At 35.3% G+C, this 13,988-nt stretch carries 16 protein-coding genes, 1 pseudogene and 1 riboswitch; of the genes and pseudogenes, 7 read left to right on the forward strand and 10 right to left on the reverse strand.

Annotated features, from left to right (window positions below; genetic code table 11):
• Positions 1-4: 4 nt before the first annotated feature.
• From RBQ61_RS02840 to RBQ61_RS02865, 6 genes are all read right to left on the reverse strand, one after another.
• Positions 5-181 carry an antitoxin VbhA family protein gene (locus tag RBQ61_RS02840; protein WP_308139022.1) on the reverse strand — a complete coding sequence of 59 codons (177 nt, stop codon included), beginning with the start codon at positions 179-181 and terminating at the stop codon, positions 5-7.
• Between the two features lie 69 nt (positions 182-250).
• Positions 251-1,267 carry an ArdC-like ssDNA-binding domain-containing protein gene (locus RBQ61_RS02845; RefSeq protein WP_308139023.1) on the reverse strand — a complete coding sequence of 339 codons (1,017 nt, stop codon included), beginning with the start codon at positions 1,265-1,267 and terminating at the stop codon, positions 251-253.
• Between the two features lie 31 nt (positions 1,268-1,298).
• Positions 1,299-1,535, reverse strand: a complete 237-nt coding sequence (locus tag RBQ61_RS02850) for a transposon-transfer assisting family protein (protein ID WP_308139024.1) — start codon at positions 1,533-1,535, stop codon at positions 1,299-1,301.
• On the reverse strand, positions 1,532-2,458 hold the full coding sequence (locus tag RBQ61_RS02855; RefSeq protein WP_308139025.1) for a ParB/RepB/Spo0J family partition protein: 927 nt from the start codon (positions 2,456-2,458) through the stop codon (positions 1,532-1,534). The genes RBQ61_RS02850 and RBQ61_RS02855 overlap by 4 nt, the downstream gene beginning before the upstream one ends.
• The gene (locus RBQ61_RS02860; RefSeq protein WP_308139026.1) at positions 2,451-3,233 is read right to left on the reverse strand and encodes a ParA family protein; all 783 of its coding nucleotides are present in this window, start codon (positions 3,231-3,233) and stop codon (positions 2,451-2,453) included. Before RBQ61_RS02860 ends, RBQ61_RS02855 begins: the two co-directional genes overlap by 8 nt.
• Positions 3,234-3,235: 2 nt before the next feature.
• Positions 3,236-3,649, reverse strand: a complete 414-nt coding sequence (locus tag RBQ61_RS02865) for a hypothetical protein (protein WP_308139027.1) — start codon at positions 3,647-3,649, stop codon at positions 3,236-3,238.
• Between the two features lie 109 nt (positions 3,650-3,758).
• Between RBQ61_RS02865 and RBQ61_RS02870 the strand changes: the two are divergent.
• Positions 3,759-3,938, forward strand: a pseudogene (locus tag RBQ61_RS02870) (manganese catalase family protein); the annotation flags it as partial.
• Positions 3,939-4,232: 294 nt separating this feature from the next.
• On the opposite strand, the gene RBQ61_RS02875 reads toward RBQ61_RS02870, so the two are convergent.
• The 4 genes from RBQ61_RS02875 to RBQ61_RS02890 form a co-directional block, all read right to left on the reverse strand.
• Positions 4,233-4,754, reverse strand: coding sequence for an ECF transporter S component (locus RBQ61_RS02875; protein ID WP_308139028.1), 522 nt, complete (start codon positions 4,752-4,754; stop codon positions 4,233-4,235).
• 1 nt (position 4,755) lies between these two features.
• Entirely contained in the window at positions 4,756-5,193 is a 438-nt protein-coding gene (locus RBQ61_RS02880) for a DUF1893 domain-containing protein (RefSeq protein ID WP_308139029.1), read from the reverse strand.
• Positions 5,194-5,381: 188 nt separating this feature from the next.
• Positions 5,382-6,926: an asparagine synthase B gene (gene asnB / locus RBQ61_RS02885; RefSeq protein ID WP_308139030.1), complete on the reverse strand. Its 1,545-nt coding sequence runs from the start codon at positions 6,924-6,926 to the stop codon at positions 5,382-5,384.
• A gap of 247 nt (positions 6,927-7,173) precedes the next feature.
• Positions 7,174-7,500 carry a helix-turn-helix domain-containing protein gene (locus RBQ61_RS02890; protein ID WP_308139031.1) on the reverse strand — a complete coding sequence of 109 codons (327 nt, stop codon included), beginning with the start codon at positions 7,498-7,500 and terminating at the stop codon, positions 7,174-7,176.
• A gap of 233 nt (positions 7,501-7,733) precedes the next feature.
• Here RBQ61_RS02890 and RBQ61_RS02895 point away from each other — a divergent pair, with 233 nt between their 5' ends.
• The 6 genes from RBQ61_RS02895 to RBQ61_RS02920 all read left to right on the forward strand — a co-directional run bounded on the left by RBQ61_RS02895 (position 7,734) and on the right by RBQ61_RS02920 (position 13,974).
• Positions 7,734-8,576, forward strand: a complete 843-nt coding sequence (locus tag RBQ61_RS02895; protein WP_308139032.1) for a GGDEF domain-containing protein — start codon at positions 7,734-7,736, stop codon at positions 8,574-8,576.
• A 297-nt stretch (positions 8,577-8,873) separates the two neighbouring features.
• Positions 8,874-9,581: a DUF5131 family protein gene (locus RBQ61_RS02900; protein WP_308139033.1), complete on the forward strand. Its 708-nt coding sequence runs from the start codon at positions 8,874-8,876 to the stop codon at positions 9,579-9,581.
• A 148-nt stretch (positions 9,582-9,729) separates the two neighbouring features.
• Positions 9,730-10,677 (forward strand): alpha/beta hydrolase, encoded by a 948-nt coding sequence (locus RBQ61_RS02905; protein WP_308139034.1) that lies wholly within the window; start codon positions 9,730-9,732, stop codon positions 10,675-10,677.
• Between the two features lie 102 nt (positions 10,678-10,779).
• Positions 10,780-10,894, forward strand: a riboswitch (FMN riboswitch).
• A 145-nt stretch (positions 10,895-11,039) separates the two neighbouring features.
• Positions 11,040-12,140 carry a bifunctional diaminohydroxyphosphoribosylaminopyrimidine deaminase/5-amino-6-(5-phosphoribosylamino)uracil reductase RibD gene (gene ribD, locus RBQ61_RS02910; protein ID WP_308139035.1) on the forward strand — a complete coding sequence of 367 codons (1,101 nt, stop codon included), beginning with the start codon at positions 11,040-11,042 and terminating at the stop codon, positions 12,138-12,140.
• The gene (locus tag RBQ61_RS02915) at positions 12,122-12,760 is read left to right on the forward strand and encodes a riboflavin synthase (protein WP_308139036.1); all 639 of its coding nucleotides are present in this window, start codon (positions 12,122-12,124) and stop codon (positions 12,758-12,760) included. The genes ribD and RBQ61_RS02915 overlap by 19 nt, the downstream gene beginning before the upstream one ends.
• A 14-nt stretch (positions 12,761-12,774) precedes the next feature.
• Positions 12,775-13,974 (forward strand): bifunctional 3,4-dihydroxy-2-butanone-4-phosphate synthase/GTP cyclohydrolase II, encoded by a 1,200-nt coding sequence (locus RBQ61_RS02920; protein WP_308139037.1) that lies wholly within the window; start codon positions 12,775-12,777, stop codon positions 13,972-13,974.
• Positions 13,975-13,988 lie beyond the last annotated feature (14 nt).

Consider the following 13,988-nt stretch of genomic DNA (forward strand, 5'->3'; position numbering starts at 1 on the left):
TCACTTACCGTTTATATTTATTTATAAGCTTTTTAATAATATCTTCTGTAGATATTTCCCCCCTGATTTCTTTTTTAATTAAAGATTTAAATTGTGCATCAGGTCTATATCCATCAATTTTTTGCATATCTAATGCCGCTTTCCATGATCTTGAACTTGTATTATTTATTTTTGTTCCCATTAAGTTCCCTCCAAATTACTTTATTATATTTTACCATATTTCATTGGAAATATCTATAAAAATCAGACTTTACCGTTCATTTGTGAGATCTTTTTTTACGACATTTTGAGCATATTTTGGACTAGCATTATGTCTGTAATCATTAATTTGTTTTTTCAAATCATTCAAGGACTTTCCACCCTTTTCTTCTGTTTTATTATCCTTTAACAAGCCTAACTCCCTATACGCATCATCAACCCTATTGATAATAAAATTTGATGTTTTTTGAATAACAGACAGTGATTCCTTCAGCTCCTCAGTTTTTTTATCCCTGCTCCACCCGGCAATGTATCCAAAGCTATATTCGCCTGTTTCTATGCCATAGTGGCTGCATACCACGTAAGCAACACTCTCCGCCTGAACCTCGGCTGCCTTTCTGGAAATTTCATTATTACATTTATTATCCTTGCCATGTAGTAATGAATGAGCAATCTCATGAATAGCAGTCTTAACAACATGCTTTTCATCCATTCCTTCTTTTATAGCTATCAGTTCCTTTTCAAAATTACAATATCCTTTAACGTTTCCCTTGATATTCTCGAAAACAATCTTATAATCTGTTGCTTCCTTTAACGATTCCAAAAATTTTTTATAATCTTTCACCTCACCTTTTAATTCTTCTATTAAATTTAACTGAAGTGGCTCGCCTTTGGTCTGAGAAATATCAAATACATATACCGCCCTAAACCTGTTAGCATCAACAGGGATCTTAACTTTTTCCACCTTTCCGGTGTTAGGATCAATTACCGGTTTTTTTGTATCAGGATTTATTTTGTCTTTTTCGATGTATCGATTAAATCCGCAGGGTGCAAGAATGGCAATTCCTTTTTCACCTTTTACAACGTATCGTTTAAGCTTCTTCCAAGTTGTGAACCCGGCAACATATGTTGCTTCAGGATTTTGCATTGAAATCAGCAATGAATTGTTAAAACTGTAATTATGAAAACTTGACATTGTTTTTAAGTATTTTTTATACTTTTCGGAATCAAATACTGATTTAACTCCGTCTTCCAATTGCTCTAATATTTCTTTTACCTTATCATTCATTATAAATACCTCCAAATAAAAAACAGAAGAATTAATCTTCTGCATCTATGCCTAACGTGTAATCTATCTTGTAAAAATCTTCATCTGTCATTTGTCTGAGTTTAAAGACTGTTTCTTTCATCCATTCTTTTATTATTTTTTCATCAGAATATTCAATACTGTTTTCTAATATTTCTATAAGCTCTGTCCTGCTAATATTATTATTAATATTCTTGTGGTTTTTAATTAAAGTCAATTCTTCAACCGTAAAATGTATTTTTGTTTTCATTTTCCCTCCTGCATATTGCTTTCAAGCAAATTCAAAATAATATTAATCATTTCTTTCTCTGTTACACTATCGTCAAAAAAATCTTTTACTTTAGATACGGGTATTTCAAGCTTCTTTTTCATTTTTTTCTTTTCAGACAGCACATCAAGAATTGTGTCTAAATTCAAAGTCCCCGAATCTTTTTCCAGTTCCTTCAACCTTTCCGCCTGCTTAAGACTGATTTTAATTTTCTGCTTTTCTTTTTCTATAAGCGATTCAATCATCTTCTGGGTTTCAGCAGATAAATATGAAATTTCTACTGCTGGCCGGAAGGAGATACTATTATTATCAACCATATCAAGTAATTTATCAGTCAAATAGTTAAGCCTTATGTATCTTCTTATCTGAGCAGGTGAAGTATCGTTATTATCAGCCACTTTATCACGAGATGTTTTTGTATATGTTCCATTGGAACAGATGTCCAGATCCGTTCTTTTTCCCTGCCTTTTTAGTGCATCCATCTGCATTTTATACGCCTTTGCCTTTTCAGAAGGAAGAAAATTATTGCGCTGTCTAAAATTTGATTCTGCAACTATAATTTGTGCCGTATCATCATCTACGTTTTTAATTATTGTAGGAACTGTTTCAAGGCCAATTATTTTAGCTGCATTTACACGGTTATGACCGCTCATAAGCTCAAGTTCTTCCTTATTTTCAACTTCTCTTGCTATTACCGGAGATAAAATACCATACTCTTTAATACTTTCTACCAAATCATCAAGCTGCTTTCCTTCGTACAACTTAAAAGGATGTTTCTTAAAAGGTATCAAAAGATATGTTTTTATCTGCCTGACTCCATCTTCTTCAACAGAATCCGGTTTTCCAATAATATCATTAATTACGCTATAACCCTTCATCTTTGTATTCAGATTAAGCTTACCCATTGTTTATCACTTCCCTCGCCAACTGTTCATACGATTTTGCAGCCTCATTACTTTGGCAATACGTAAAAATGCTTACTCCCTGAGAAGGGGCTTCCGCAACCTTGGTAGAAATATTTATAGGATTTTTAAAAACCTTTATATATTCTCCATATGAATCGTTTATTGTTTCATATACTTCCTTACTTAAATTTGTCCTCCTATCATACATGGTTATTAAGATTCCCTCAATTTTCAATTCAGGATTAATTTGAGCTCTCACTCCACGAATAGTCTCAAGAAGCTGCTCCATTCCCTTCAAAGACAAATACTGTGATTGTACAGGTATAATTACACTATCTGCCGCCACAAGAGCATTAATCGTCAAACTACCCAATGACGGAAGACAGTCAATTATAATATAATCATAATCTCTTCTAAACTCCCTAAAAATATTCTTTAGAATATTTTCTCTGTTTAAGGTATTCAACATCTTTACTTCGATACTTGACAATCCTATATCAGCCGGCAGCAGATTAATTCCTTCAGCACTTAAAATATATTCCGATTTATCAATTATATAATTATAATCATTAATTCTATTTTCAATAATGTTAGTTAATGTATTCTCCAGTTCATCAGGGTCATACCCCAATGACATGGTTAAGTTAGCTTGTCCGTCCAAGTCTACAAGCAAAACTTTTTTATTAAGTCTTGCAAGGCTTATACCAAGACTTACAGCTGTAGTTGTTTTTCCTACACCGCCCTTTTGATTTGCTATTGCTATTACTTTACTCATTTCTACTCCTTAAAATTAATTTGTTTTGCATAAATCTGTTTCAAACCTCCATATGGCCCTGTAAGATAGTCCAGGTCGCCTTCCTTGTTTACTTTTGTATCTATTTGAAGGAATGCCATATACCACTGTTTTTCTTCATTGCTTTCTAAAAAAGATAATTGTCTGATAATTTCATCCTTCTTCCAACCATTCGGAATAAAAAGCAGTATTTTATTTTTTCCGGAATTTATATATCCTGAATATTCTATATAACCATTGTTATTGCCTGTATCAATGCAGTTATACCTTTCGTCACCCATATAAGTTATTTTGTCGCCTAGTTCTATTATGTGATTTCTGATATTAATGGGCATTTCTAAGATTGATTCATCTTCTAAACATATAAAATGCAAGTTATGTTTATATGCACTTATCACACTGATTAACTCCTTTCATCGGCAAATTAAAAACAGCTACATCAGATGTAGCTGCACAATTTAATGATATGTTTAATTTGTTTTATCTCTTTTTTAATGTTGTCTTTATGAATGTGCACCAGAACAAAAAGCCCGAGCCACCTATGAAAATCTGATTACTTTAACCGATGACCCTCTTGTAAAAGATACGTTAAGGTGGTTGCGAGAGCGAGAAATAGTACATTTCCAAAGATTCGGCGAAGCCTTGAGACTAGTTGAAGAATATTCCTCAACTAAAAAATATTTTTAATAATTGATAACAATATGTAGCACCTATTCGTTCAAATTAAATAGGTGTTACTTTTTTAATACATGGATAAAGCAGGTAATAATAAATATTACCTGCTTTATTCTAATACCATGTTTGATTAGAGAGAATTATTTATATCTAATTACCAAAATTTTAATAAATAATAGCAACCAGATTCGTTAATTAATATTATAATTAAAATTGACATATGTCAATTTTAATTATACATTATTTATGATATATGTCAACAACTTTTTAAAAATACACAAAAAAATCACCTATATAACATAGGTGTTAGGCACTTGCAGAATTTTTTTTCATATATGTTTTAATCGCATACATAAGCGGCGGCAAGAATATTAGCTGAATCAAAATGCCCGGTAACCCTGTTAATATCGCTCCTTTAACATACATAAACGGATCCATTTTCACTCCAAATAATTGAACCAGAGCAGCAACAGTTAACCCCGCTGCTATCCTTCCTGATATCATCGAAATAACTAACGATGGAATTATCGACAATTTAAACTTTCTTGTAGCCAATGCTGCTGTAAGCCCGTATACACCAAGTTCAACCGCCATTATAACAGCCATAGGAAACATAACGGGCATTCCGGTCAGCAATCCGCTTAAAATGGGTGTTACAATTCCCAAAATTAGAGCAAAATGAGGTGAAAGCAAAAATCCTCCAATCAGTACCGGTATGTGCATCGGCAAAACAATTGGCCCTGTCATTCCAAACATATGAAACATCATTGGAAGTATTACACCGCTCGCAATCAGCAATCCGCTTAAAACTAATTCTTTTGTTTTCATTCTATTTTTCCTCTTTATTTTTGATTTTATCTAAAAAAATTTCAATCTTTTTTAAAAGTTCTATACTATTCTTAGTATCTAATGATAGTGTTTCTATCGGACACATCCCCGTTTTATCTCTGTTTTTAATAAAAGATGTCCTAGTCTCATACTCATATATTATGTTTGTTTCTTTTAAGACTTTGATTGCATTATCAGATATTAATCCTGTCTTTAATTCCTTTACTGCCGCATATTTGCAAATCATCGCTGCAGCCTTTCCTGTAACCCTGTCCGCAACACTTGAACCTTCAAGTTCTAATTTATGCTCCATAACTGCTGTATATAAAGGCTCAATTCCCTTATTACGGCTTGAAAAAACCGTTTTTCCGTTTTTTATAATCACGAGTGTCAAATTGTCCTTTTCCAATAATTCAGATGCTATGGTTATATCTTTCATCAATTACTCCTTCCAAAAACAAAAATCTTTGAAGAACAAGCTGATTTATAATTTGCTCAGCTTAAATGCACCATATTTTTAATTAAGGTTCATACTATGAAGCATAATTTTCAGAACTTAGCATAACATTCATTTAGTATTTTTTCAATATAAAATCATTAATTTTTTCAATTAAAATAATAATATTATTAAGCTACAGACCAACGCCCTACTGTATCAGCTACAGAAGATGACGGATAGAATGTTTTGAAAATTCGATAGAAATACAATTCTTGTTTAGAGCGAATATGAATGTTCTCTTCTTTTAAAATTCTTTCTCTGTCCGTCTTAAGTTCTAAATCAGAAATGCATTGCTCAAATACTATTTCGAGAAAATTCTTTGTTCCGCTTCCCTCAGAAAATTCAGCTTTCTTTCGCCATAAAATCTCCTTCGGAAGGTACTCTGCATTGTCAAAAGAAGTACGCAAAAGCCATTTTTCTATTTTCCCATTCTGAGGGGACTTAATTTCTGTTGGCAAATTGAATACATAGTTTATAAGTTCTTCGTCTAAAAACGGAACACGTCCTTCAAGGGATTGAGCCATGCTCATACGGTCCATCCGTTGCAGGTTAATATTGTGAAGCGAATCAAGTACTCTCGCTAGCTCATATTTTAATGTCTGTTCATCCGGCATATTTTCCATATACGCGTAACCAGCGAAAAGCTCATCTGCACCTTCTCCCGAAAGTATAACCTTCACATGTTCGGCTGCAAGCATGGACACAAAATAACTTGGTATGGCACTTCTGACAAGCGAAGGTTCAAAAGATTCTAAATGGTAAATAACCTTAGGAATAGCCTCCAAAACATCTTGCTCTGAATAAATGTACTCGTAGTGGTCTGTTCCGATGTAATCCGCAACACTTCTTGCCGCAACCAGATCTGCACTTCCCTTAAGGCCTATACAAAATGACTTCATAGGCTTACTTCCTTGATTATATTTACTAGCAATTGCAGCAATAAGGCTGCTGTCCAATCCACCACTCAACAGGACTCCAAGAGGAACATCCGCCATTAAACGCTTTTTTACCGCATTTTCAAGCAGTAAACAAATATTTTGTTGAATCTTTTCCCGTGATTCCTGCCCGTAAGAAGACTTGCGGCTGATAATGTCATGAACAGTTCGATAAGGAACAAAACCTTCTGCAATCGTAAAATAATGTCCTGCAGGAAATTCCTTAACTTCATCCACCATCTGATATAGACATTTCAACTCTGAAGCAAAATAAAATTTCCCCTTTTTTTGACCATAATACAAGGGTTTTATTCCCAATGGATCTCTCGCAGCAAAAATGTCAGACTTCGAGCTACGGCAGTCGGAAATAATAAATGCAAACATCCCTTCTATATAGCCTAAACATGCTTTTCCGTATTCTTCATACAAATGTAAAACAACTTCACTGTCCGAGTTACAAGAAAACTGATGCATTTGCAAATGCTTTCTTTTTAAATGCTCATAATTATAAATCTCACCATTACAGACAATCCATGAAGTTCTGTCTTCATTGGAAATTGGCTGAATTCCATTATCAGGTCCGATAATAGAAAGACGATTATGTCCTAATAAGCAATTCGGTGTATCTTTTATAGAGCTTTCGTCCGGTCCCCTGTAATTCATTATATCCATTATATTTTCAAAGCAATTTTTGTCTGCGTCTGTATAATTTCCAGCTATTCCTGCAATACCACACATATAATTAACCTCCATTTTTTGTAAATTCATAAAGTACAGTATACTTGAACACAAAAACTGATGCAAGGAGCATATACTGCACTTAGTTATGTTTAGTATGAATTTACATTACTAATAAGCTCACAAAACAAATAGATACAAAAATCCTCTAGGAAACTTCTCATTCTTCTCATAAGCTTTAATATCCCTTCAAAACTAAGTTTAATAAAATCAAAAAAAATCCTCAGACAATATTTTGCTAAGGATTTTATTTATTAATAGCCAATATAAACGTTTTAATTAAGTCTTCTACATATGGAAGATATTTAGGGTTAAGATTAGCCAACATTTTATCTATTGAAGATAAATCATTTTCGCATTCTCTTCCCAGTACAATGTAATCTGCTGACGTACTTAAAGCGCTACAAATTTTGTACAGCGTAACGGAGGACATACCTCTTCGTCCAAGTTCTATTTGAGCAAGAAACTGAGGAGAAACCTCTATGCACTCTGCAAGCTTTTCACGGCTTAGTTTTTGTTCTTCTCTTTTTAGGCGAATTCGATGCCCTATTTGAGCATCCAAACATTTTTTCATATGCACACCTCACAGCATTATTTTATATGAAGCTATTAGTTTATAAAATAATCTTATAGACATTGATTTTTCTAAGCTAATAGCTTATAATTATATTGATAGTATATACTCTTGTATATATAATATTCTTAACATAAATTCATATTATGCTATCGGAAAGATTCACCTAATAATAATAGCCTTTAAATGGTGAAACTATTAGCTTAAAAACAGCAAATCAAAAAGGAGAAGTTATGGCAAACCTTATAGAAAATTTAAACGACTATGATCTTATGAAAAAAGCATTTAATCACTTCCGTTTAATAGATTTTCAACATAAAAAAATTGTTTCTGAACATTCAACAAATTCCCATGACCTTGATTTCTCTGAAATTGATTACAGCGATTTTATAGATACGTATAAAAAATGCATTGAATTAGATTGTACATCCTATAAAATAAAACAACTCAGCAATTGTTTATGCCTATTTGTGCTTTTACCCGTTAAAATTAAAGAGTGTAAATATATTTTGGAATGCTCTGCAAACATTAAAGAAGCAGAATCACATGGTTTCTGCAACACACTCGAAAATACATATAAACTTTCTATTACCGACGAGTTAACAGGAGTTTATAACAGAAGATATATAAATCTTACACTACCAGATAACATCAACGGCTGCGCAAGAAACGAACTCCCATTATCAGTAATATTTACAGATTTAGACTTTTTTAAAAATGTTAATGATTCGTATGGTCATTCCGCCGGCGACTATCTCCTGTCACAGTTTGCAATCGAACTAAAACAAAGTATAAGGCAAAGCACTGATTGGGTTGCCAGGTACGGCGGAGATGAATTTTTAATCTGCTTAGTCGGTGCAGATAATAAAAAAGCTGAAAAAATCGCCGAAAGAATACGAGAATCCATTGAGAAAAAGAGTTTGATATATCGCGGAAAAACATTAAAAACCACATGCAGTTTCGGAATTTATACTGTTGATAATTTTGATATTCTGCCAACTTACGAATCAATTCTTAATGAAGTAGACAAGCAACTATATAAGGCAAAAAACTGCGGCAGAAATCAAATTAAATAATAATTAGGTATATACAAAATCAGGTATTACCAATGTAGATTACCGCCATTATAAAAACCTCCACCGATCTACTTAAAGTCTTTTCTTAATTATGATAAACCATAATTAATATTATTAAACTAATCTTCTTATTTTTGTGCAAAAAAAGAGAGGATTATAATTGCTTTTTATTGTAATATATAAGTATAGGAGTTGATGAAATGAAATATAAAATTGAAAAAAGAGAAGTCTTTAATGTTATAGGAATAAGTAAACCTATGCACCGCAAAATTAAAAAACAGGATTTTTGGTGCTGATATGGCAATATGGAATCCGTGGCGAGGCTGTCACAAATATAGTGAAGGCTGCAAATTTTGTTATATTCATAAAGGCGACTTCAAACGAAATGTCGATACTAATGAAATTGTAAAAACCAATAATTTTTATGCCCCCATAGAGAAAAACAAAAAAGAAGAATATAAAATTAAATCTGGACAAACAGTATATCTGTGCTTTTCTTCTGATTTTTTAATTGAAGAAGCAGACGATTGGAGAAAAGAATGTTTTCAAATGATGAAGGAACGATCAGACGTACATTTTATCTTTTTAACCAAGCGTATAGAGCGATTTATGGACCACATTCCTAATGACTGGGATAATGGTTATGACAATGTTACTGTAGGTTGCACCATTGAAAATCAAGCTATGGCAGATTATAGACTGTCTATTTTTAGCAAGCTGCCTATTAAGCATAAAAACATTATCTGCCAGCCGCTACTAGAAGAAGTTCATATTGAAAAATTTCTTGATGATATAGAGTTGGTTGTTGTTGGCGGTGAGTCCGATTATAACGCAAGGCCATTAAATTATAATTGGGTATTATCTGTACGAGAGCAATGCAAAATTAAGAGTACACATTTTGAATTTCGACAATGTGGAACATATTTTATAAAAGATGGAAAGAATTATACTTTGAATGTTCGTCAACTTTGCAGTCAAGCCAGAAAAGCAAATATAGACTTTTAATTTTAACCGCTTGTTATAGTGGTTAACATGCTTATAAGCCAATTTTATACTGGGCAACATTCGCATAAAACTGATACGCGCAAAACATTAGTTATTGAAATATAACTTATAAAGTAATTTATGTACTATACATGGAGGATAAGTGCAGTTGAAAAAGAATAAAACTACAAAAGCTGTTTTTTTCATCCTTGCAGCTATGTTTTTAATTGTGTTTTTAATTGAATTTTTGCTTGCATACATCCCGGCTCAAATGTCGGAAAAGCATACTAACGAAATTGTTAATCTTTATTTTCAAGATACCAAATATACTATTGAAGCATTTAATGAATCATGGCAGACCAGTACATACACCTACGAGATAATATCTGAGGCAGGGCATACAATACCTGTTTACTATATTTGCCAAGACGAAGAATACGAAAATAAGACAATAATCTTGGTTCATTGGCATGAAAGCAATCATATGGCAATGTACCCTTTGGCAGAGGTATTCTTAGAAAATGGTTGGAATGTAGTTTTATATGACCAGCGTGCTCATGGCAAAAATACCGCTGCAACTGTGACCTTTGGATATTTGGAAAGTCTTGATCTAGAGCAGGTTGTTAGCTTTGTGAAAGAAAAATCCAACAATAATACTGTCGGAACTTTAGGCCAGTCTATGGGTGCTTCTACAATAGCATATTACTCTGGAACCGAACATGCAAATAAACATTTGGACTTTGCTATTATAGATTGTCCTTTCAGCAGCATGTATGATGAAATCTATTGGGAAATCTCTCAAGCAAAAATTCTTCTTCCTGCGAAAGCGTTGACATCATTTGGAAGCGTCTTTTGTAATTTAATTTATGGATATTCGTTTTCGGATGTGGATATGGTAGAACAAATTAAAAATAACAATATACCCACACTCATAATGCATAGTAAAATCGACAGAAAATGTCCGTACTATATGTCGGAAAATCTTTTCAATGAAATACCTCACAGCAAAAAAAAACTTATAACATACAAGGGTTCAGAACACCTTTTCTCGTTTTGGGATGAACAGGACCGATATAACACCGAAATATTTTCATTCATTGAAGAATATATTAACTGAAAATAAATCATTGTATTTTTATGGAAATTTTGTAAATTTAAACAAAAACGATTTCTTTAGTTTACAAAGTACAAAGCAGATGCTATAATATTAACAATTGAATAACATCTTCAGGGCAGGGTTAGATTCCCTACCGGTGGTAAAGCCCACGAGCCGCAAGGCATGATTCGGTGAAATTCCGAAGCCGACAGTACAGTCTGGATAAAAGAAGATACAATTGCAGTTTTCTTGTAAACGCAATTTCTGCTCTGGAATACCTTTATTCCAGAGTTTTTTATTTGCAAAATATAGCATAATATACTGCGGTTTATGAATACCCTGAACGATTTTGTTCAGGGTATTTATATTTCTGGAGGCATTGTATGAAAGACATAGAATATATGCGGCTTGCAATTCAACTCGCAGGGCGGGGCTGTGGATGGGTAAACCCCAATCCCATGGTAGGCGCTGTGATTGTGAAAGACAACAAAATAATTGGGCAGGGTTATCACCAAAAATACGGAACGCTGCATGCTGAACGAAATGCCCTTGCGAACTGCGAATCTTCACCAGCAGGCGCAGTGCTTTATGTTACCCTTGAACCGTGCTGCCATTATGGCAAGACACCTCCCTGTACTGAAGCAATTATTGAAAGCGGCATTCGCCGCGTGGTAATCGGTTCTTCCGACCCTAATCCATTAGTCGCAGGAAAAGGTGTTGAAATTCTTCGATCCCATGGAATTGAAGTAACAGAAAACATATTAAAAGACAAATGCGATGAACTCAACAAAAGTTTTTTTCATTACATTCAAAACAGAACCCCTTATGTAGTTATGAAGTACGCCATGACTTTTGATGGAAAAATTGCTACCTCCACCGGCAAATCCAAGTGGATTACCGGGGAATCGGCGCGACGGCATGTCCATGAACACAGACACCGCTACTCTGCCATTATGGTTGGCGTCGGCACCATCCTTGCCGATGATCCTCTGTTGACCTGTCGGATAGAAAATGGCAGAAACCCTCTGCGCATCATTTGTGATACCCACTTGCGAACACCTCTGCAAGCAAGGGTTGTCACATCGACAGACAATGCTGGAACTCTCCTTGCCACATCGGTGACAGACCCTGAAAAGCATAGACCTTATTTGGAAGCAGGCTGTGATATCGAGGTGCTTCCTGAAAAAGACGGCCACATTAATTTAAACTGCCTGATGAGGGCTCTTGGTGAGAGAAATATTGATAGTGTTTTGTTGGAGGGCGGTGGAACTTTGAACTGGTCTGCCTTGCAAAGCGGAATTGTGAATAAGGTTCAGACATATATTGCTCCCAAAATATTTGGTGGTAACGGAAAAACGCCAGTAGATGGTCTTGGTGTCCGCTCTCCTGAAAATGCCTTTCTGCTGAGCCAACCAACATTTACGATGATAGGTGAAGATATTTTATTGGAAAGTGAGGTTATCAGATGTTCACAGGAATCATAGAGGAAATTGGAAATATACAAGGTATCCGCAAAGGAAAGGATTCCGCTAAAGTTACTGTTAAAGCCTTTAGCGTTTTGGAAGACGCTAACCTTGGGGACAGCATATCTGTCAACGGCGTATGCCTTACCATTACTTCTTTTTCTCAAAACAGCTTTATTGCTGATGTAATGCATGAAACCCTGAACCGCTCTTCTCTTGGAACACTGCGTGCAGGAAGTCCAGTTAATCTGGAACGGGCGATGCCTGCAAACGGCAGGTTCGGCGGTCATATTGTTTCTGGGCATATCGACGGAATTGGTACAATTTCATCCATTACCAAAGATGATAATGCTACTTGGTACACCATAAAAACAAGCCCCAATATTTTAAGATATATTATAGAAAAAGGATCAATTGCAATAGACGGCATCAGTCTGACAGTAGCTAAAGTCCATAAAGAGAGTTTTAGCGTGTCCGTCATACCCCATACCGCAACACAGACTATTCTATCGGAAAAACGCACTGGCGATATTGTCAATCTGGAGAATGACTGTATCGGAAAGTATGTAGAGCGGCTAATGAACGCACCGCAGTCAACCAGTAATATTACGGCCGGATTTCTTGCGAAACATGGTTTTTAAAAAGGAGGAAGAAAATGTTTGAATTTAACACCATTGAAGAAGCTCTGGAAGATCTTCGACAGGGCAGAATTATTTTAGTAACAGATGATGAAGATCGAGAAAATGAAGGCGATTTTATATGCGCAGCACAGTTTGCCACTACTGAAAATGTAAACTTTATGGCAGTGCATGGCAAAGGTCTTATTTGTATGCCCATGAGCACAGCACTTTGTGAAAAGCTGCGATTCCCACAGATGGTCAGCGACAATAAAGATAACCATGAAACTGCATTTACGGTTTCTGTTGATCATGTATCAACTACCACCGGCATCTCCGCAGCAGAGCGAAGTATCACTGCTATGAAATGCGTGGATAACAATGCAAAGCCAGAAGACTTCCGCCGTCCGGGTCATATGTTTCCGCTTCTTGCTAAGAAAAACGGTGTTCTGGAGCGGAACGGTCATACAGAAGCTACTGTTGATTTGATGCGGCTTGCCGGATTAAAGGAATGTGGCTTATGCTGCGAAATCATGCGCGAAGATGGGACTATGATGCGTACACCGGAACTGATGAATCTAGCACAAAAATGGGGATTAAAAATGATTACCATCAAGGCCTTGCAGGAGTACCGAAAACAGCATGACAAGCTGGTTGAGCAGGTGACCTGTGCATCTCTGCCCACACAGTACGGCGATTTCAAAATTTATGGTTACATCAACAAACTTAACGGCGAACACCATGTGGCCCTAGTCAAAGGAAATATTGGAAACGGAGAAAATCTTTTGTGTCGTGTCCATTCCGAGTGCCTGACGGGTGATGCGTTTGGATCTCAGCGCTGCGACTGCGGTCAGCAGTTTGAAGCAGCCATGAGGCAAATTGAAAAAGAAGGCCGCGGGATTCTGCTCTATATGCGCCAAGAAGGACGTGGCATTGGTCTGATTAATAAACTGCGTGCTTATGAGCTTCAAGATCAGGGCATGGATACATTGGAAGCTAATCTAGCCCTTGGGTTTCCTGGAGATTTGCGTGAGTACTTCATCGGGGCACAAATTCTGCGAGATCTTGGTGCTAAAACACTGCGCCTGCTCACAAACAATCCCGATAAAGTCTACCAGCTTTCTGATTTTGGAATAGAAATCAAAGAACGTGTTCCAATACAAATGGATGCTACCGAACATGATCTGTTCTATCTTAAAACTAAGCAGCAAAAAATGGGTCATATTTTTAACTACTAAAAAGCAAAGGAGAT

The organism is Sedimentibacter sp. MB35-C1 (genome assembly GCF_030913635.1).
In the GTDB taxonomy this organism is placed as follows: Bacteria; Bacillota; Clostridia; order Tissierellales; family Sedimentibacteraceae; genus Sedimentibacter.